Origin of the sequence: Cognatundibacterium crateris (assembly GCF_010078235.1) — a bacterium.
GTDB lineage: Bacteria > Pseudomonadota > Gammaproteobacteria > Burkholderiales > Burkholderiaceae_D > Undibacterium > Undibacterium crateris.
On sequence record NZ_JAABOS010000003.1, the window covers coordinates 104,047 to 125,046 of the forward strand.

The window sequence follows — 21,000 nt, forward strand, 5'->3', positions numbered from 1 at the left end:
GTCAAAAAAAACGGATTAATAAAATTCGGGATAATTTTCTCATGAAATAGAAAATTTTGATATATCCAAGTATTTCCAGAATTAATAATCAGGGAGCATCTATACAATGAAATCATATTCGTTCTCATTCATCCTATATGATCGCCACTCATTCGCCTGATTCATCTGCCCCGTTTTCTGCCTTGCAAGCGGAACTGTTACCCAGCCAGAGTACACTCAGAACTGCCATCACCGCAGCTTACCGCCGTGGTGAAACGGAGGCGGTTCAATGGTTGCTGTCACAGATCAATCCACAGTCCAGTCTGCAACAAAACGTTGCGAAATTGGCACACAAGCTGGTCAGTTCCGTGCGTACCCAACGTACCAGAGCCTCTGGCGTGGATGCCTTGATGCATGAATTCTCCTTGTCGTCCGAAGAAGGTGTTGCACTGATGTGTCTGGCTGAGGCCTTGTTGCGGATTCCCGATCACCAGACTGCCGATCGTCTGATTGCAGATAAGATCAGCAAGGGTGACTGGGCTAAGCATCTGGGTGAGTCACCTTCTTTGTTCGTGAACGCTGCAACCTGGGGTCTGCTGATTACCGGTAAGCTGGTCAGTACCAATAGCGAAACCGGGTTGGGTTCCGCACTGACCCGTTTGATCGCTAAAGGTGGTGAGCCGCTGATACGCAAAGGGGTAGACCTTGCCATGCGTATGCTGGGCAATCAGTTTGTGACCGGACAAACGATAGAAGAAGCACTGAAGAACAGTCAGGACAATGAGAAACGTGGTTACCGCTATTCCTACGATATGCTGGGTGAAGCGGCACTGACTGCCAAAGATGCCGCGTATTATTATCAGGCTTATGAAACGGCAATCCATGCCATCGGTAAGGCGTCCGCCGGACGTGGTATCAAAAATGGTCCCGGTATTTCGGTCAAATTATCTGCGCTGCATCCGCGCTATTCACGGGCTCAGCGTGCCCGCACGCTGGATGAATTACTGCCATTGCTGAAGAAGTTGCTGCTGCTGGCAAAGCAATACAACATCGGCCTGAACATCGATGCTGAAGAAACAGATCGCCTTGAATTGTCGCTTGATCTGATGGAAGCGCTGGCATTTGATCCGGATCTGAAAGGTTTTGAAGGTATCGGTTTCGTGGTACAGGGCTATCAGAAACGCTGTCCGTTTGTGATCGACTATCTGGTTGATTTGGCGCGCCGCAGTGGCAGTAAATTCATGATACGCCTGGTGAAAGGCGCTTATTGGGATGCTGAAATCAAACGTGCTCAGGTCGATGGCTTATCTGACTATCCTGTGTACACCCGCAAGGTTTACACCGATTTGTCTTACCTGACTTGTGCGCAAAAACTGCTGGCAGCGACCGACGTGATTTATCCACAATTCGCTACCCATAATGCGCTGACCTTGTCGACTATTTACACCTGGGCGCAACAGGCTGGTGTGACTGATTACGAATTCCAGTGTCTGCACGGGATGGGTGAAACCCTGTACGATCAGGTGGTGGGTAAAGATAATCTGGATAAACCTTGTCGTATCTATGCGCCGGTCGGTTCGCACCAGACCTTGCTGGCCTATCTGGTCCGCCGCTTATTGGAAAACGGTGCGAACTCTTCTTTCGTGAACCAGATCGTTGATGAAAATGTCTCGATTGATACGCTGATTGCCGACCCGATTGCGATTTCGCGCGAACTGGGTGGCCAGCCGCATAAGGGTATCGCTTTACCGCGTGATCTGTTTGGAAAAGAACGTAAAAATTCTGCCGGACTGGATTTCTCCAATGAGATCACATTGCAGGAAGTCAGTGCACATTTTGAACAAAGCGTGCATCTGACCCAGATCGCAGGTCCTTTGCTGGCGGTGGATAGCAGTGCCAGCAGCAGTCGCCCTATCTTTAATCCAGCCAATCTGAAGGACAAAGTCGGGGCTGTGATTGAAGCCAACAGTACGGATGTACAACATGCCTTACATGCCGCCCATGCCTACGCGCTGGACTGGCAGACGACAGCGCCTTCGGTGCGCGCAGCTGCGTTGCATCGCGCGGCGGATTTGTTGGAACAACAGACGCTGGATTTTATGGCGCTCGCGATCCGCGAGGCAGGTAAATCCTTGCCGAATGCTGTTGCAGAAGTCCGTGAGGCAGTAGATTTCCTGCGTTACTACGCAGCGCAGGTTGAGTCGCAGCCTCAAACGCAGGCACTGGGACCGGTGGTATGTATCAGCCCTTGGAATTTCCCTTTAGCTATCTTTATCGGCGAGGTCAGTGCTGCTCTGGCAGCAGGTAATGTGGTGCTCGCGAAACCGGCTGAACAGACGCCATTGATCGCTTACCGCGCAGTGCAGTTAATGCACGAAGCCGGTATCCCGCGCGCTGCTTTGCAATTCCTGCCTGGTACCGGCGAAATCGTTGGTGCCGAACTGGTGGCGGATCACCGTGTACGCGGTGTGATCTTTACAGGCTCGACCGAAGTCGCGCAGATCATCAACCGCACCCTGGCCAAGCGCGCCGTTGCAGAAGGAATCGATATTCCGCTGATTGCTGAAACCGGCGGTCAGAATGCCATGATCGTTGACAGCAGTGCTTTGCCTGAACAAGTCGTGAACGATGTACTGTCGTCTGCTTTTGACAGTGCTGGCCAGCGTTGTTCCGCTTTGCGGGTACTGTGTCTGCAGGAAGATATCGCTGATAAAACCATAGAAATGTTGCATGGCGCGATGCAGGAATTACGGATCGGTCAGACCGACAGGCTGGCAACGGATATCGGTCCGGTAATTGATGCTGAAGCGCAGAAAAATCTGCAGACGCATATCGATCAGATGCGTCATAAAGCGAAATCGTTCTACACACTGAATTTACAAAATTCCTGTGCTGATGGTACTTTCGTGGCACCTGCCGTACTCGAAATCGCTGATTTGTCTGATCTGAAAAAAGAAGTATTCGGACCGGTTCTGCATGTATTGCGTTTCAAGCGTGATCAGCTCGGCAATCTGATCGATCAGATTAATGGCACTGGCTTTGGTTTGACGCTGGGCGTACATTCCCGCATTGATGAAACCATACAGTTTATCGTTGAGCGCGCCCACGTCGGTAACATCTACATCAACCGTAATATCGTTGGTGCAGTGGTCGGCGTGCAGCCTTTTGGTGGTGAAGGCAAATCCGGTACCGGTCCAAAGGCAGGTGGTCCGCTCTACCTCAAGCGTTTGCAACGCCAGGCAGCGCTTGGCTTAGGTGGCCATACTGTGTACGAGCGTCAAGTGCCTGCCAGCCTCAGTGCCTTCCTGGTCTGGGCCAAAGCGCAGGGCCTGAAGATCGCGGATCTGGGTGAACAATATGCGCATTACAGTCCTTACAAAGTCACGATGTTATTGCCGGGGCCAACTGGTGAGCGCAATACCCTGTCCTTCGCACCGCGCGGTCAAATTTTCTGTGCGGCGACCAGCACCGAGGGCTTGCTGAATCAGATCGCTGCGACGCTGGCAACGGGCAATACACCTGCCATGCCAGCCGCCGTAGCCAAGCTGTTGCCGGCCCATTTCCCGGCTGAACTGCAGGCATTGATCAAGACTCAGGAGGCGGAACAAACGGCTGCGCAGATCGCTCTGGTAGAAGGTGGCTTGCTGCATGATTATAAAACCCGCTTTGCTACATTGGATGGTGCAATCGTGTCAGTGATAGAAACCAGTGAACACAGCGATATTCCTTTGTGGCGCCTGGTGGCTGAACGCGCGCTGTGTGTCAACACGACAGCAGCTGGCGGTAATGCGAGTCTGATGGCGATGGCGAGTTAATGACGCATTGCCTTACTCACGATATGCGCCTGATGGTGCATGTCGTGAGGCAGCATCAAGTAATCCCCGGCTTTCTATCAGCCGGGTTTTTTTTTCGGCGGTCGCAATATGAATACGATACAGAGATGATGTTGTCATTGAATGAAAACGATTGTCACACATTGCTATTGAGGAATGATTGTCATGGAATAATCAGCGTGTATTTTTCATGAGGATTACAGCATGCATATCGCGCTCAGAGTACTGACCACAGCAGCACTATTCGTGGCTGTCACAGCCTGTAGTACCCCTCCACCGCCAGCAGCACCGGCTACACCGGTATTGCCGGTGGCTCAGTTAGAACGTGGAGTACAGATCGTTTTGCCTGACACAGTCTTGTTTGAATCCGGCAAAGCAGAAATTCACAACGGGCAGGCACAGGCTTATCTGGAGCGTATCGCTTATCTGCTCACCACCAAAACAAGTAAGATTGTGTCAGTTGAAGGGCACACCGATAACATCGGCAGCGCAACGTTCAATCAGAAATTATCCGAACAGCGTGCACTCGCAGTCAAAAAAGTTTTGCTCGAACTGAAGGTACCGGAGCAACGCATGTCTACGGTCGGCTATTCTTATCTGCATCCGGTTGCATCCAATACGACGGAAGAGGGGCGCAAATTTAACCGCCGTACAGAAATCATCATTCTCGATGAGAAGCTGGAAAATATGACACAGGGAGAAGCAGCAAATACTTTTGAAGCTGCGTTCAGCCGTCTGAAAGGCCTGATTGACCAGGGCTTGTTGCAGGCACCGGAAAAATAGAAAGCTGGCATGAACTCACAAATGAAACGACGCTTAATGCTGGCAATGGGAGCGGGATTGCCTTTGATGAGTCGGGCTGCTCAGAAAAATGTGAGCACTACAGGTCCTGCGGCAAGTCGTCCTGCCAGACTGGGCCTGGCGCTGGGCGGCGGATCCGCACGTGGCTTTGCTCATATTGGCGTGATTCAGGCATTGGAAAAACATAAAATCCGTCCTGATCTGGTGGTCGGAACCAGCGCCGGCAGCATTATCGGCGCATTTTTTGCCGCCGGATTCAGTGGTACGCAAATGGAAGAAGTCGCATTGAAAATCCGTGACTTTGAAATTGCCGATATCTCAGCCGGTTCTAAACGTGGCATGGTAGTGGGTAATGCCCTGCAAACCCTGGTCAATCAATATTTACAGAATAAGCCCATAGAGAGCTTCGCAACTCCATTCTGTGCGGTGGCGACCAATCTGGTCAGCGGCAAAATCCAGCTATTCCGGAGTGGGAATGCGGGCTTTGCTGTACGTGCTTCCTGCAGCATGCCTGGTGTCTTTATCCCTGCCCGTCTCGGAGCGGACGAATATGTCGATGGCGGGCTGATCAGCCCGCTACCCGTGGTTGCTGCGAAAAAACTGGGGGCGGACTATGTGATCGCGGTAGATGTCAGCGCACCGTCAGAAAATGTGAATCTGCACGGTATGTTTGAATTGCTGATGCAGTCATTTGACATCATGGGGCAGTCCTTGATACGGATGGAATCAGAAAAAGCAGATATCGTTATTCATCCTGACCTCAGAAAATTTTCCAGCACCGATTTTCAGTTAAGGCGGGAATTGATTGCGGCTGGCTATCAGGCTGGATTACAGGCTATTCCGCAAATTAAGGCGGCGTTGGCAAAAGACTGATTGTTGTCTGTCAGGTTTCCGTGGCAGGATACGACTAAGTGCAGACAATCACCGAGGTTTGCTATGTCTATCACCACCATTCGCCACATCATCAGTAACAGCCTGCGCTGTATAGCGCTTGTAGTCATGTTGCTCCAGTCCGCGCCGGCCAGCGCCAAAGAACCGCTGATTGCTCAGTTCCAGCTGCAGGATAATGCGGGTCAGCGTATCGACAGTAGTCAGTTTGCCGGAAAAACGCTGTTAGTCAGCTTCTTCACTTCTGGCTGTAATCTGTGTGCACGCGACTTTCGCTTAATGCGTGAATTTTATGTTGGCAACGCAAAGCGTAATTTTGTACAGATAGGCATCAGCCTTGACCAGAACCGTCAGGATTTCGATACCTACCAACAGCTGGTCAAACTGGCTGTCCCGGCCGATCAGCGTTTCCCTGTGTACTGGCGTAATGCGCCGGGTCACAAGGATAATTTTGGTGTGATACAGAACCAGCCTACGCACTTTGTGATCAGCGCCAAAGGACAAATCGTCTGGAAACGGGAAGGCTCGTTTCAGGCCGAAGACTGGGATAACTTATGGGAAGCGCTGGGTAACTGAGCGTTTCGCAGCAATCGCCTACAGTTCTATCGGCAGGCTCCAGCTGCCGGGAATCACATCGTGCCGCACGATAGCGCGCAACTGATGGCGTCTGGCGATACTGTCCGGACTCCAGGTACTGTCCCAGCCCGGTGGATAACTGAGTTCAAACACCTGCTCTGCCTGGCGCGCCCGCATCGGCATCACTGGCAAGAAATAAGGCAATGGGGCGGTCGGTGTATCTGCACCCAGACTATAGGCATAGCCTGGTAATAAGGCATCACAAACGCCGGAGAACCAGGCTGTATGATCCTCATCCCTGCCCAGCGCCTGCGCCAGTCCAGCCGGATCAAAGCGGGCCAGAGCAGCGATCAGTTCGGCAGTGCTGGCACCGGGCAAATCGCCCCAACCCATGACAGGGTTAAAAATATAATCGGCGCCGGAACCATACCAGCCTTCGCGTAAAGGGCGCTGCATCCAGTTGCGGTTGCCTGTGAATAAGTGCCAGCGCCAGTGCAAGCCGGAAGCTTTCGGCCAGCTGTACAGATAAAGACGTTGATAGCCAGCCCGATGTAATTCCCTGACCATGGCCATGAGACGCGCATGTGGCATCCGTTCCGGTGGATCGCGCCGGAACAGGATAGGCTCGCCATCAGCGAACTGTACTTCGTCGCTGGATAAATTCAGGTCTAGTACTCTTTTCTCATCACCAAAGCGAGCGCTGACCCAGCCAGTCAGCAAGTTGACGGCTGTCAGTACGCCAAAACCTCGATGGCGTTGAAAAATAACAGTGCCTGGTGCAATAACTTTCATCAGTCAGACTTTCCTAACAAACGTTTCAGTTTAGCAGCTTTCGGTGCATGCGTTGGCAGGCTACAATGGCTGCATTACCTCCTCACTCATGACTAAAAATATGACCTTACGCATCTTAGCCACCGGTGGCACCTTTGATAAACACTATGATGAAATCGCTGGCAAACTCAGCTTTTCGGCCAGCCATTTGCCTGAAGTGCTGCAACGCGCGCGCCTGACCGTGCCGGTTGCGCTGGAAGTCTGCATGCTCATGGATTCACTCGACATGGATGACAGCCATCGTCAGACTATTTTGTCCGCCTGCCAGAACGCGACAGAGAATGCGATCGTGATTATTCATGGTACCGATACCATGCGTGAGACCGCTGAAGTCCTGGGCGCAGCAAATCTCGGTAAAACCATCGTGTTCACCGGCGCCATGATTCCTTACGAAATCGCTAATTCAGATGCCTTCTTCAACCTGGGCTTTGCCTGTGCTGCCGCGCAGTTGCTGCCGCCCGGCGTGCATGTTGCGATGAATGGCAAGGTCTTCCCCTGGAATGACGTGCAAAAAAACCGTACAGCTGGCGTGTTTGTAAATAAATAATCTGGCACCGCGGTGCTGGCTAAAGCACCGCAAATTGAAGTCCGAATTTGGGAAATGTATGCAACTGTTGAAAACCTTACTCGCATCCGCCCTGCTCAGCATATCGGCATTGGCGAGCGCCGCTGACACCCGTTTTGACAGCTTTTATTTTTTTCAGCCGGAATCGGTATTACAGGAAAAAGGGGTGAATGTTGACAGTCTGGGCCGCTATACGCGTGCGGTGCAGACACAAATTTACAAATCACTCAAAAACGTCAAATTACCAGCCAGCTCAGGTTATCTGGTGATTGCCATCCGTTCGGATGAGGAAGTCGCGACCTGGCTGGATATGAAGCCTGTCGTGCATGAATACTATGATAATCAGATTTATGAAGTCGTCAAAAATTTGCAACCGCCGCAGATAAAAAAAGGCATTTTTGTATTCGCGATCAAGATGGCGATCGACACGCCGGTACACACAAAAAAATCTATCCCGAATCCGCCAGGCTGGGATGATGCACGAAAAAAATTGGCTGACCCCGGCAGCATAGAGCATTTGGTATTGTCACTCTGGCCGGAGTGATCAAGGCTCAACCTGGATACGATGCCGAAACCATTGCCATGCTAGTAATTGTATTGGTGTTGTCATTAAGCATGATTTGATTTTTTGTTTCCCTTGATCTATGTTCAAATAAGGATGCTGAAGTAATTCAGCATCGCTAATCTCTGTTTCCCCCCGTCTCTCTTGCTGTATTCCTTTACAAGGAGCAGAACATGGCAAAGTCGCTTCAGTTCCTGACATCGCAATTCGTGCATATCTTGCAGGGTACATCGCGATGGAGCAGGCGGCAGGGGGTTCTGGCGTTCGTGCTGGCGTTGTGGGCGGCACAGGTGATGGCGCTCCCTGTAACACCGGTTGAACTGACTATCTACACCGAAGACTGGCCACCGGTCAGTTTCAAGAATGGTGACAAACTGGATGGCATGGCGGTTGAACTGGTGCAGGCCTTACAGAAAAAAATTGGCAGCAGTGCAACGATACAACTGGTTCCCTGGAACCGCGGTTATAAGGCTTTGCTGGAAGAACCGAATGTGTTGCTATTCACCGTGGGACGCTCAGAAGAACGTGAAAAGATCATGACCTTGCTTGGCCCGGTTGCGGTTTCCCGTACAGTTTTGTACACCCGTAAGGGCAATGCCGCGCGTTTACAAAGCCTGGGCGATGACATTTATCAGGTCGCAGTTGGTGCCTACCGCGGTAGTATTTTTGCCGATGCAGCGGTGAAAAAAGGATTCCAGACATTGGATCTGGCTGCTACTTCGCAGGTGGTGGCAAAGATGCTGATGATGGGCAGATTTGAATTGTGGTCAGATGGTAGCGTGGTTGTTCCCAGTGTCTTGAAAGATATCGGCTACTCAATACAAGATGTCGAGCGCGTGATGGTGCTGGATAGCCTGGAATTGTATCTGGCGTTTTCGCCAAAAACACCTTTGAGCACAATCAGAGTTTGGGAAGATGCTTTAAGACAGATGAAAAAAGAAGGCAGCTTTCAGAAAATTCACCAGAAATGGCTGCCGGGTGAAACCGCGCCGGCCGAAACGCTAAGACTGGGTCTGACAGGTAATTGATCCAAACACAGTTGTACGCAGAATTCCATCCTTTGTACGCGATGTCCACGGGCACCGAATTTCTGCGGTGTACGCTGGCTATTTTTCTCATTCTTGTTTACCATAAAATGGAAACCTAATTTCCAAATGTGTTTGGATTTTTCAAGCATGTTTGGATAAAAATAGTTTTTCCTACCCCAAGTTTTATTCTTAAAATAAAATCCTGGACAAGTGAATTTTTCGAAAAGGATGCCATTGTTAAAATGGATAATAAGGATTTTGTCTATCGTAAGTGTATGGGGAACAGAGGATGATAAACGGCTGGAAATCAATTTTCTGCGGAACATTATCGCGGATTTTTCTCCTCCTTAAATTTGGACTTTTACTGGCTACCATACTCCCTTTACTGAGCATCGGCATCACTAGCTACCAACAATACCAGCTGTCTATGCAGCGACAGGAATTGTTGATGATTTACCTGAAAGCGCTGGCAACCATGCAAGCGCTTTCTACAGAGCGTGGTCCATCAAATATCCTGATTTCACAAGCGCCATTCCATACTTCGCCAGATCAGCTTGGTCTGGATCTAAGCAGAAAAAAAACCGATCAGCTGATGCTGGAATTATATGAGAAGATTAATCTGTCACCACATCAGATCAAACCTCAGTTGCTGAATTTTCTGGGAAAAACTCGCAGGCAATTGCAGATAGCCCGCAAAGATATCGATTTTTTCCGCGAACCGAAAAATGGAAAACCTGAGAATATCGGTGCAGTTATCGAAGAAATGCTCAGCGCGATGCCTCCGATTCAATCCGTAGTGTATCTATTGGCAGAGAATTTGATTCTAAGTGCGCCTGAAGCTGCACCACTGACTATACAGATGGCATTGATCGCAGAATTAAGGGATAACGCGGGTAAGCTGGGATCTTTACTGGTACCTGCGCTGATTACCGGTCAAGAACTTAATCCCGTAAATCTGGCCCGTATCAATGAGACGCGCGGGCGTATCCTTCAGATCCATGAACAGACCAGACGATTGACACAACTACTTAGTCAATTTGGTCAGATTACACGCTCTTCAGAGCAGATGGAACAAGCTTATTTTCAGGCGGGACTGCAGCAGTATGACAAGCTGATTCACCAGATACAGTCGCATCAGGAACATGTGAACGCGAAGTCTTTCACTACAGATTATGTACTGGCGATGGACTCTATCGTCCTGTTCGGTGATGAGATTCAGAAATTAGCAGATGGAATGGCTTCAGATAAAGAAGCAGAAACATTGCTATCTTTATGCTGGACTGTAGAGCTGATTATTGTCTTATTCGGTATCTCACTTTTCATGCTGACTTTTTTGAGACGCAGGATAGTAAAGCCCATCGAACAGGCCAGAATTTTTCTGAGTGAAGCGGTATCCGGACAAGCTCAGTCCGGACAAATGTCCTATCCCTATCAGGATGAAATGGGAGAATTATTTTCAGCAATACAAATAGCCAATCGTCAGCATCAGGAGCGCAATCAATTACTGTCCGAACGCAGTCAGTTAATCGATCAGTTACAAAAAGAAAAAGAAGTATATCAATCGATACTGGATAACACGCGCGATGTAATCTGGCTGTTTGACCTGGGAACGAAGAAGCTCTTGTTCGTGAGTCCATCTATTCAGACGGTCAGAGGTTGGAGTGTGGAAGAGGCAATGCAGGCTGATTTTTATCAGCGAGCTGAATTCTCTGAAACATCGGCATTGCTGTACAAGGTGCTGGCAGACCATATTTCTTCGGGTATCAAGGAGGATACAACAATACGGGTACCTGTGATTGAAGTGGAAATGCCACATAAAAATGGTGAAATGGTACCGATAGAAATTTCAGGCTCTATCCTGATCGGTAAGGATGGCTCTGCCCGCTTTCTGGGTATCAGTCGCGATATCTCTTCGCGTAAAAAAAATGAAAATATAATTAAAAAGATGGCTTTCTTTGACAAGCTGACGGATTTACCAAACCGTCGCTATTTCGATGAGAAAGTAGAGAGTATGCTGCTTAAGGCGGAGCAGGAAAAGTCGCTGTTAGCGCTGGTGTTTATTGATCTGGATGATTTCAAGCCAGTCAACGACAAATATGGTCATGAGGTAGGCGATGAATTGTTAAAAGCGGTAGCCGGGCGCTTACAAGCCTGTGTGCGCCAGAATGACTTCCCTGCCCGTCTGGGTGGCGATGAGTTTGTCGTCATCATGCCGGATTTGCAGGATGAGCAAGCAGCCAAAATCCTGGGTGAACGTCTGCGCGAAAGCATCTATCAGCCCTTCTCTCTTAGTGCCGCTGAACATCTGAAGATTTCCTGTTCCGTTGGTATCGCACTTTATCCCAAGCATGGAAAAACAGTGGCGGAGATTATCCGTCACAGCGATATCGCCATGTATGCGGCCAAGCGGGCCGGGCGCAACCGGATACATTTTTTTTCACCAGACATTAACGCTGGTACGAACCGGCCATAACATCGTCAGGCCGAGGTATCGATCATGATACATAGGCCACAATTTCTGATGTCGCTAAGTCAGCGAGAGCGGTCATTTGCGTTGTCCAAGCGTGGACAGATGTAAGTCATGCAGCAGTTTCCGGCTTTCGACATTTGTTCTGCAGAAATGAGCAGAATCGCTTATGCTTTTATGCAATCGTATTCCCGCACTGCTGGTTATTGCGCGAATCAATTGTTTAATTTTTTTAAGGGAGTCTGTATGTCTGTTCACCAAGCCGCGATTTTAGATGCATTGCCGGCGCATGCCACTTACCTGAGTTTTGATTTGCAGGAAAATACCGACGCAAGTGCAGTCAAAGCCGCATTAAAGCAATTGCAGCCGCTGGTTGATGGTGTGCGTATTGTACTGGGTATTGGCACAGCATTGACTCAGGCATTGAGGACAGAAGTCGACGGACTGTATGAATTTGCCGGTATTGCCAATAGCAAGGTGCATTTACCTGCAACACCTGCTGCACTATGGGTATGGCTGCGTGAAAATGAGCGCGGCGAACTGCTGCACCAGCAACAGCGTGTGGTGCAGGCCTTAGGGCCTATCTTTCAGTTGCAACAGGAAGTCAGTGCGTTCAAATATGGTAGCGGACGTGATCTGACTGGCTATGAAGATGGTACAGAAAATCCACAGGATGAAGATGCATCGCGGACCGCCATTGCAGCGGATGGCGGCAGCTTTGTGGCTGTCCAGCAGTGGGAACATCAGTTTGCCCGGTTTCATGCGCACTCAGAGCAGGAGCAGGACCTGATGATAGGCCGGCGCCGTTCCGACAACGAGGAACTGGACGATGCGCCGGATTCCGCTCACGTTAAGCGCACTGCGCAGGAAGATTTTTCACCCGAAGCTTTCGTGATGCGCCGTTCCATGCCATGGTCAGAAGGGGCGCGGGGTGGCTTATATTTTGTCGCGTTTGCCACCTCGTTCGCGCCATTTGAAGCGCAATTGACGCGCATGTGCGGCGCTGAGGATGGACTGACGGATGATTTGTTCCGCTTCAGTCAACCGCTGACTACAGCCTATTTTTGGTGTCCGCCGCTGAAGGACGGGCGTCTGTCGCTTGCATGGTGTGAATGAAAGGCTGCTCAGGCGCCGCTCTGATCAGCTGACGCGCGCTTTATCCTGTTGGCTGGCCAGCAGCATGAAGTCGCGCAATGGCAAGGGTTTAGAAAACAGGTAACCCTGGAAAGCATGGCAGTGATGCGCCAGCAGGAAGTTGTGCTGTGCTTCAGTCTCCACCCCTTCTGCAATCACGTGCAGACCGAGATTGACGCCCAGTGAAATGATGGTACGCACGATCGTGGCATCATTTTCATCTTCACTCAGATCGCGTACAAAGGAGCGGTCGATTTTGAGTTGATCTAAGGGCAGCCGCTGCAGGTAGGCAAGCGAGGAGTATCCAGTTCCAAAATCATCCATAGAAAAGCCGATGCCGGTTTTTCCGAGTTGCGACATCTTTTCGGTAGTGGCATCGACATTGTCCAGGACGGTGCTTTCGGTGAGTTCGATTTTAAGACGCGCAGGATTGATGGCATGACGTCTCACCATCGCCGTCACCTGTTCAACGAAGTCGCTTTGCTGAAATTGTTTTGCACTGACATTCACCGCCAGATTCAAATCAGCTGTACTGGCATGTTGCTCCCATTGTTTAAGTTGGGCACAGGCGGTTTCTAAGACCCAGTTACCGATCCCGATAATGAGGCCGGTTTCTTCTGCTAAAGGGATAAAGTCAGCTGGAGAAATATCACCACGATCCGGGTGGTGCCAGCGTAGCAAGGCTTCGGCACCGATCAGTTTTCTTTCCGCATTGACCTGGCCCTGATAATACAGCTCAAACTGTTGCTGACTCAGCGCGATCCGCAGGTTCGACTCCATCATCATGCGGACGACCAGGATGGCTTGCATGGCCGGATCAAAAAAACGCACCGCATTGCGTCCTGCCGTTTTGGCTTCATACATCGCTGTATCAGCCCGTTTGAACAGGTCCTTCACGGTCGTGTCACTGCCGCTGAACATACAGACACCGATGCTGCTGGAGCCATGATGTTCAAAGTCCGCAATTTGATAGGGTTCGCTCAGAATTTGGCGGATTTTTTCCGCGATTCTGTCGGCCTGTCGCATCGCTTCATCGCGCTGTTCACAGAGTCCTTCCAGCACCACCACAAATTCATCTCCTCCTAAACGTGCCACCGTATCGCTCTCACGCACACAACTGCTGAGCCGTTGCGACGTTTCGACCAGCAGTAAGTCACCCGCATCATGGCCACGGGTGTCGTTGAGTGTTTTGAAATTATCCAGGTCGATGAACAGGATCGCGCTTTGACTTTGATTGCGCTGGCTGATGGAAATCAGATGCGTCAGTCTGTCCATCAGCAAGCGGCGGTTTGGTAACTGCGTCAGAGAATCATAGAAAGCGAGATTGCGGATTTCAGCCTCGTATCCTTTGTTGCGACTGATATCGGTGAACGAACCTATATAGTTGGTCAGCTTAGCTTGTTCATCCGAAATCGCCGTCAGTGTGATCATCATCGGGTAGGTCGAACCATCCTTCCGGACATTCCACAGTTCTCCATGCCAGTAATGCAGCTCATCCAGTGTGGCCTGAATTTTTTTGAAAAAGTCGAGATTCTGAGTTGGCGTTACATGTCGCGGCGGGCGTTGACCATGCAAGTCGGCTGGTTCAAAGCCAGATATTCGGGTAAAAGCCTGATTGATTTTCAAAATTCGCCATTGTGCATCGGTAACGAAAATTCCCTCCTGGGATTCAAAGGTACAGGCTGCAATCCGCAGCTCGTTTTCAGCCTGTTTACGTTCGGTGATATCAGTGACAAAGCAATGCCAGAGTATGGTGCCGTCGTCCTCTTTTTCTGGCAGGCCGTCAATATACAGCCAGCGCTGACTACCGTCCTGTCGTATAAACCGGAACTCATTCTGCCACGCAGATAACTGTTGTATCGCCAGCTTGAATTTTTGTTTTCCCTGTTCTTTGTCGAGAGGGTGTACGCGCTGAAAAACCAGTGTCGCATCGTGTTTCACATCCTCGTGCCGCAATTCAAATAAACTCCAGATAGCCGCACTGGCAAAAGGGACGCTGGTACGTTTGTCTGGGTGTATGCGGTATTGCAGGATCAAGCCAGGCAGGCGTGAAGCTATTTTATGCATGCGCTGATAGGCTTCGGCCACATCTTTGCCGGCACGTGCATGTTCCGTTTGTAACGCGGTTGTGGTTAGCGTAATCAGCGACAGGATGCAGATATAGCCCCAAAGTATGAACAGACTGGTCGTTCCTTCAATGCCGAAGGGAGCAAGGTTTTTCGCCGATGACCAGGCCGCAAATAGGGCTGCAATAAAGTTGGCCGTTGCGGCAACGCTGATATTGAGTCTCAGGGCTGGCCATATCATCAGAAATGCAGTCACAAATTTCAAAGGATGGTGGCTGTATTCAGATAAAAATATAATCCAGTTGATCGAGCAGAACAGCACGAAAAACAAGCTTACTTCTTTCCATTGCCCGCGTAGTTGCTGCAGATTTCGCCTTGACAGATTCCATAATAACGGAGCTGCCAGTAAAGCACCCGCCAAATCACCCGCCCACCAGGTCAGCCAGGAAATCAGTGGCGGTGCCTGAACCAGGCTGACATTCAGCCACAGCATGCCCAGTGTCGCCGACAGACCATTGCCAGCCATGATGGCGATGGTGAATCCTACGACGTCCCGGCGGCGTGAAAAGTAGGGATCAAAACCTTGCTTGCTGAGCAACCAGCAGCATAGCCCGGGGCCAGCGGTACTGCAGGTGCTGAGTATGACTGAGCTTGAGAATGCGTTTTCAAACTGCAGGTTGAGTAGCATTGCCCCGATGAATACAGCAGAAATCATAGGCCTGCCGTAACGCTGGATAGCAAAAATGGCGACACCGGCCGGTAGCCAGATCAGGCTCAGTGCATATTGTTGGGTGGGGATAGCGAGGCCGAGTTGGCCAGAAATAAAATACAAGCTGATCATCATCGCTGACAGTAGCCACTGGACAGACGATGTACCTGAAAAAATGCCACGCCAGTTGAATGCTGAAGACATAGACGAGTAGGTAGATTGAGCCTGCTCATTATGCGTCAAACATTGCACTACCCCCCAAAAATTTAGTGTTTATTACAAAAACTTTATGGGGGTGTGCATATTTAGTCACGCCTGACAGCGCACGGTTCAGCTTTGGACATAGGCTAGTAAACCCAGAGCTTGTCTGCCGGTAGTTGCAGCCAGTACTTACCCGGCTCCAGTTTAGTCGATGAGAAAGCGCGGATTCCGTGTTCTGCATGACCGAACAGGCATTCCCACTTATCCCCCAGATACATACAGGTGCTGAGTTCATGCTCTATGCTGTTGTCGCAGGCTGTGGCGCTGACTGTGACTTTTTCCAGACGGATAATAGCCGTCGCATCTGCTGCGACCTGTTTGCCGCGCAGAGTCGCTTTGAGTGTGTGGCCATTGGCTTGTACCGTCGCGTAGTCGCCATGCCGCTCGATCACTTTGACCGCCAACTTATTATTGCTGCCCATGAATTCCGCAGTGAACAGCGTGTCCGGTGTTTCATACATGCTTTGCGGCGTACCCTGTTGTTCAATCACGCCGTTATTCAACAGCAGGATGCGGTCAGAGATTGCCATCGCTTCGCCCTGATCATGGGTCACCATCAATGCCGACAAACGCAAGCGCACGATCAGTTCGCGCAGGAAGGCACGCGCTTCTTCACGCAGCTTGGCATCCAGGTTCGACAGGGGCTCGTCCAGCAGGATGACCGGTGGGTTGTACACCAGCGCCCGTGCAATCGCCACGCGCTGTTGCTGACCGCCGGATAACTGATGAGGAAAGCGTTCACCCAGATGACCCAGGCCGAGCTGACCCAATACCTCTTTGACTTTGACCGCGATCTCGCTGCTGTTCATTTTGCGCAGCTTGAGACCATAGGCGACATTTTCTGATACCGTTTTATGCGGCCACAAGGCATAAGACTGGAACACCAGACCCAGATTCCTTTGCTCAGCCGGGACTTCCAGTCCCTGCGCACCGTCGAATATCGCGCGCTCACCCAGATGGATAGTGCCGGTTTTCGGCGATTCCAGACCCGCCACTGCACGCAGTAATGTGGTTTTGCCTGAGCCTGAAGGCCCTAGCAAGGCAACCACTTCACCGCGTTGCAAGTCCATGGAAACCCCCTTCAGGATGGGGTTGGCTGTGGCACCGGAACCGTATTCCAGCGTGAGATTTTTTACACTTAAGTCAGACATGATAGTTTTCCAATTGATGTTCAATACGGGCTGTAGCAGCAAGCTCAGGGCGATTGTTGGCGTGCATCAGTGATTCAGCTTCACACCGAAACGCAGTGCCAGACCCAGGCCGATGGCAACCAGCGTGATATTGATAAAAGACAGCGCAGCGACCAGATCGACCGAGCCACCCGCCCACAGGGAAACAATTAAGGCACCAATGACTTCCGTACCCGGCGACAGCAGATACACGCCAGTGGAATATTCACGTTCAAAAATCAGGAAGATCATCAGCCAGGCACCCAGCAGACCGTATTTCACTAAGGGTAAAGTGACATCGCGCGTGACTTGCCCACGCTGGGCACCGACGGCGCGCGCTGCTTCTTCCAGCTCAGGTCCAACCTGCAGCAAGGCACTGGAAATCAGACGCAAGCCATAGGCCATCCAGACGATGGTATACGCCAGCCAGACTGAGAATATGGTCGAGCGCAGCGCACGCAATTGCGGAATCAGATTCTCGATCAGCCAGCTCGCCAGCGCATTATCCATGCCCTTCAGCCCGCCTTCCAGCCAGCTTGGAACGAACAGGAACACCCACAGAAAGGCCAGACCAGCCAGTAAGCCAGGTACCGCACGTGGTACCAGCACGCTGTAATCCAGCAGACGCGTGATGCTGTCCGGTTTGCGGTGCATGGCCAGTGCCACACCGGCATAACAAATCACCGCCAGCGCACCACCGATAATCCCGATCAGTACGGTATTGAGAATGCCGCGCATCAGTGAAGGTTGTTCCAGAATGTCACGGAAATGCTGCAGTGTCAGTACATCGGCCAGTGCCACACCCTCGCCCCAGTACGACACAAACGCGCGCAGTACGATGCCAGACAAAGGAATGATGACAGTGAAAATCAGCCAGGCGGCCAGCAAGCCAAACGCCAGCCATTTCCATGGCCCCAGTGGCAGCGGTTTCTGACGCGAGCCCTTACCTTTGATCGATACATATTTATTGGCTGACTTCAGTAACCAGCGCTGCAGCATCACCAGCGGCATCGTCACCGCCACCAGACAGACCGCTACCGCAGCCATCAGATGGTAGGAAGGTGTACCGAGTTTATTGGTCAGCTTATACAGGTAAGTGGCCAGCACCAGATGGCCTTCCGGATCACCTAAAACCAGCACCAGGCCGAACACTTCAAAGCCTAAGAAAAACACCAGTACTGCAGCAAACGACAAGGCTGGCATGATCATAGGCAGTGACACATCCAGCGCGACCCGGAATGGCGAGGCACCGCTGACACGCGCAGCCTCTTCGACATCCGAACCCAGGCTTTTCAGCGCCGACGAAGAGTACAGGTAGACATGCGGCACATGGGTCAGACCAGCGATCAGCACGATGCTGAAAAAGGAATAGATATTCCAGGGTTCGACGCCAGTCAGCTGACGCAGCCAGACGGTGTAAAAGCCGACCGGACCCATCGCCACCACATAGCCAAAGGCCATCACCATTGGTGATACAAAAATAGGAATCAGCAGCAGCGGTTCTATCCACTGGCGGCCAGGCAGATCGGTGCGTGTCATCAGGAAGGCCAGCATGCCACCCAGTGGTACCGCGATGACCGCCAGTCCGGTCGCCAGGATCAGGCCATTGATAAAGGCTTGTTTAAAATCCGGATCATCCAGAATAAAGCGATAGGAATCCAGGCCCAGTTCTTTGACCGGTGCAAAAAACGGTGCATTCAAAAAGCTCTGGAAAAAGATCAGAGACAAGGGTGTGAAAATCGCCAGTATGGTCAGTGTCACCACCAGACCACGTGGCCAGTTAAAACGCGACCACCAGCGCGGCGCAGGAAGGCTCAGGGTGCTCATAATTCGCCCAAAAAAGTCAGACAGGAAGACAGCAGAAATATGCTGACAGAAGTTGGGCGCGCCAGCGCAGACCGGCTAACGCACCCGGTGCGGCATTATTTTTTACCGGCAGTTTCTTTCCACTGCTTGAGGAAAGCCAGGCGCTTGGCCTGATCCAGATATTGCAGCAGCATAGGATTGACCGGCAGCGGTTTTAAACCCGGACCGATCAGCTTGGCCAGTTCAGAAGACGTGGTTTCGCCTTTAACGTCGGCACGGATCGCATACAGTTTGGCTTCGTTGGCGATCATGGTCTGACCGCGTTTGGAGAGCGTGTAATCCAGCCACAGCTTGGCCGAATTCGGATGTTTGGCCGCTTTACTGATGAACATCACGCGTGACAAGACCAGTGTGTAATCCTTAGGAATCTGTACGCCGATAGAAGGATCTTTGGCAGCGCGTACCAGCGCATAGGAGCCCAGAATGTTATAACCGAGCAGATTCTCACCTGAGGATATGCGTTCCAGCATGGTGCCGGTCGAAGATTGCACGCGTACGCTCACATTGCCGAAGGCTTTGGCCAGATCCCAGAAGGCCTGATTTTCGCGGCTGTCCTGAGTGATGAACATGAAGCCGACACCGGATTTTTCGATGTCATAGGTAGTGACTTTGTTTTTGAATTTGTCGGCTTTAGTGGTCAGCAGTTTGGCGAATTCGGCATGGGTTTTCGGTACTTCGTCTGCGCTGACCAGGCGCTTGTTGTAGACAAAAACAGCAGGTTCAAAGGTGGTGCCATAAGCCGAATTATTCCATATCGCCCATTGCGGGATATTGCTCAGCTCAGGTGACGCGTATTGCATGCCGTAGCCATCGGATACCAGCTTAGTCTGCAGATCCATCGCAGATGACCACATCAGATCCGCGCTGTTCCCACCGGCCGCCATTTCAGAAATATAGCGGTTATAGACTTCGGTGGAATTCATATCGTTGTATTCGACCTGTACATCCGGATACATGCTGCGGAAGTCCTTGATCATAGGCTCAACCGCCTTAGTGTCGGTCGCGCTGTAGATGACCAGCTTGCCTTCTTTTTTTGCCGCGTCCACGATTTTGTTGTAGTCCGCCGGATAGCCTGCAGGCGCTTGTGCCATGGCTGCGCTGAATGACAGGGCCGCGACCGTGCCCAGTACCAGTGATGTGGATTTCATGTGCTTATCTCCTGTATGTTTTATTGGTATGACGTTTGCTGCCTGTGTTACCTGTACTACCTATACTGCCCGTTTTGTTGTGCTGGTTTGCTGCGTTCTGTTTGCTATTGGTCTTAACGTATCATGCCGAATTCACGCGCTTGCGAGCGGTAGCGCACCACGGCTTGTTCTATGTAATCGCTGAGCTGTTTTCCTGTCATAGAAAAAGGATAAAGCCCGGCGGCTTTACGTTGCTCAGCAAAGCCGGCACTGCTCATGACACGTTCAAAGGTCTGTACCCATTGCTGGTACTCGCGATCGCTGGTCTGCGGACCCATGTAGACGCCACGGATAATCGGCCAGGTCACATCAAATCCCTGCTCTCTGGCGGTTGGGATGTTTTCCAGCACACCGGGCAGACGTGCGTCGGACAACACGGCCAGTACGCGGATATCGCCATCCTTCGCATGCAGCGCCGCTTCCGATACGTCGCCAGACACGACTTGCACATGATTCGCCATCAATGCGGTGAAGGATTCACCGCCACCTTCAAAGGCCACCAGTTTCAGGGCTTTCGGATCGATGCCAGCCAGCTGTCCTATTTGCGCCATTTTCAGCCAGTCCTGGCTGCCTACCGTACCGCCGGCTGCAATCGCAAAATTGGCTGGTCGTTTGCGCATGGCTTCCATCAGCTCACGCAGGGTTTTGTAGGGGGAGTCGCGGCGTACCGCGATCATGCCGTAATCGGTACCAATCGCAGCTACCCAGCGCACTTGTGAGGTATCGGCCTTACCGAATTTACCTTCAGCGATATTCAGCAGTGAGCCGCCGGAAAACGCGACCAGCGTATTGCTGGTGGTCAGACGCTGACTGAGTACCGAGGTCCATGCCACCGCACCGACACCACCCGGCAGATAGCTGAGTTGTACCTTGCCTGGTGTGAGTGACTTCTGTATCAGTTTGCAGGTCAGGTCCATACCACCGCCGGGTTTGGCCGGTACCACGCAGCGGCTGTCGGCCTCAGGTGTATTGGTCGCGGCCATGCCTGTTCCCGCCATCCATAGCGGGCTGCATAACAACAGGGCGAGGCGCAGCGGCAATTTCATCGTTTATCCTTAGTTTCAGCCAGACACGGCGA

15 protein-coding genes are annotated in these 21,000 nt (G+C 51.3%); 9 read left to right on the plus strand and 6 right to left on the minus strand.

Annotated features, from left to right (window positions below; genetic code table 11):
• The first annotated feature begins 137 nt into the window (after window positions 1-137).
• The 4 genes from putA (at window position 138) to EYB48_RS06610 (ending at window position 6,077) form a co-directional block, all read left to right on the plus strand.
• On the plus strand, window positions 138-3,794 hold the full coding sequence (gene putA, locus EYB48_RS06595; RefSeq protein WP_162019529.1) for a trifunctional transcriptional regulator/proline dehydrogenase/L-glutamate gamma-semialdehyde dehydrogenase: 3,657 nt from the start codon (window positions 138-140) through the stop codon (window positions 3,792-3,794).
• Between the two features lie 222 nt (window positions 3,795-4,016).
• The gene (locus EYB48_RS06600) at window positions 4,017-4,595 is read left to right on the plus strand and encodes an OmpA family protein (protein ID WP_162019530.1); all 579 of its coding nucleotides are present in this window, start codon (window positions 4,017-4,019) and stop codon (window positions 4,593-4,595) included.
• Between the two features lie 21 nt (window positions 4,596-4,616).
• Complete coding sequence (locus tag EYB48_RS06605; protein ID WP_162019531.1) at window positions 4,617-5,486, plus strand: patatin-like phospholipase family protein; 870 nt, start codon at window positions 4,617-4,619, stop codon at window positions 5,484-5,486.
• 126 nt (window positions 5,487-5,612) lie between these two features.
• The gene (locus EYB48_RS06610; protein WP_162019532.1) at window positions 5,613-6,077 is read left to right on the plus strand and encodes a TlpA family protein disulfide reductase; all 465 of its coding nucleotides are present in this window, start codon (window positions 5,613-5,615) and stop codon (window positions 6,075-6,077) included.
• Window positions 6,078-6,095: 18 nt separating this feature from the next.
• Here EYB48_RS06610 and EYB48_RS06615 read toward each other — a convergent pair whose 3' ends face one another.
• A complete protein-coding gene (locus tag EYB48_RS06615; RefSeq protein WP_235934948.1) occupies window positions 6,096-6,869 on the minus strand; it encodes an L-asparaginase in 774 nt (257 codons plus the stop codon).
• A 100-nt stretch (window positions 6,870-6,969) separates the two neighbouring features.
• On the opposite strand from EYB48_RS06615, the gene EYB48_RS06620 reads away from it, so the two are divergent.
• From EYB48_RS06620 to EYB48_RS06640, 5 genes are all read left to right on the plus strand, one after another.
• On the plus strand, window positions 6,970-7,455 hold the full coding sequence (locus EYB48_RS06620) for an asparaginase domain-containing protein (RefSeq protein WP_162019533.1): 486 nt from the start codon (window positions 6,970-6,972) through the stop codon (window positions 7,453-7,455).
• A gap of 58 nt (window positions 7,456-7,513) precedes the next feature.
• The gene (locus EYB48_RS06625; protein ID WP_162019534.1) at window positions 7,514-8,017 is read left to right on the plus strand and encodes a hypothetical protein; all 504 of its coding nucleotides are present in this window, start codon (window positions 7,514-7,516) and stop codon (window positions 8,015-8,017) included.
• A gap of 191 nt (window positions 8,018-8,208) precedes the next feature.
• On the plus strand, window positions 8,209-9,063 hold the full coding sequence (locus EYB48_RS06630) for a substrate-binding periplasmic protein (protein WP_162019535.1): 855 nt from the start codon (window positions 8,209-8,211) through the stop codon (window positions 9,061-9,063).
• 448 nt (window positions 9,064-9,511) lie between these two features.
• Complete coding sequence (locus EYB48_RS06635) at window positions 9,512-11,536, plus strand: sensor domain-containing diguanylate cyclase (protein WP_162019536.1); 2,025 nt, start codon at window positions 9,512-9,514, stop codon at window positions 11,534-11,536.
• Between the two features lie 240 nt (window positions 11,537-11,776).
• The gene (locus tag EYB48_RS06640; RefSeq protein WP_162019537.1) at window positions 11,777-12,646 is read left to right on the plus strand and encodes a Dyp-type peroxidase; all 870 of its coding nucleotides are present in this window, start codon (window positions 11,777-11,779) and stop codon (window positions 12,644-12,646) included.
• A 24-nt stretch (window positions 12,647-12,670) separates the two neighbouring features.
• Here the strand turns inward: EYB48_RS06640 and EYB48_RS06645 are convergent, their stop codons facing one another.
• The 5 genes from EYB48_RS06645 to EYB48_RS06665 form a co-directional block, all read right to left on the minus strand.
• The gene (locus EYB48_RS06645) at window positions 12,671-15,574 is read right to left on the minus strand and encodes a bifunctional diguanylate cyclase/phosphodiesterase (RefSeq protein ID WP_162019538.1); all 2,904 of its coding nucleotides are present in this window, start codon (window positions 15,572-15,574) and stop codon (window positions 12,671-12,673) included.
• Window positions 15,575-15,786: 212 nt separating this feature from the next.
• Window positions 15,787-16,851: an ABC transporter ATP-binding protein gene (locus tag EYB48_RS06650; protein WP_162019539.1), complete on the minus strand. Its 1,065-nt coding sequence runs from the start codon at window positions 16,849-16,851 to the stop codon at window positions 15,787-15,789.
• A gap of 66 nt (window positions 16,852-16,917) precedes the next feature.
• Complete coding sequence (locus EYB48_RS06655; RefSeq protein WP_162019540.1) at window positions 16,918-18,696, minus strand: ABC transporter permease; 1,779 nt, start codon at window positions 18,694-18,696, stop codon at window positions 16,918-16,920.
• Window positions 18,697-18,791: 95 nt separating this feature from the next.
• The gene (locus EYB48_RS06660; protein WP_162019541.1) at window positions 18,792-19,883 is read right to left on the minus strand and encodes an ABC transporter substrate-binding protein; all 1,092 of its coding nucleotides are present in this window, start codon (window positions 19,881-19,883) and stop codon (window positions 18,792-18,794) included.
• 113 nt (window positions 19,884-19,996) lie between these two features.
• Window positions 19,997-20,968 (minus strand): Bug family tripartite tricarboxylate transporter substrate binding protein, encoded by a 972-nt coding sequence (locus EYB48_RS06665; protein ID WP_408058262.1) that lies wholly within the window; start codon window positions 20,966-20,968, stop codon window positions 19,997-19,999.
• Window positions 20,969-21,000 lie beyond the last annotated feature (32 nt).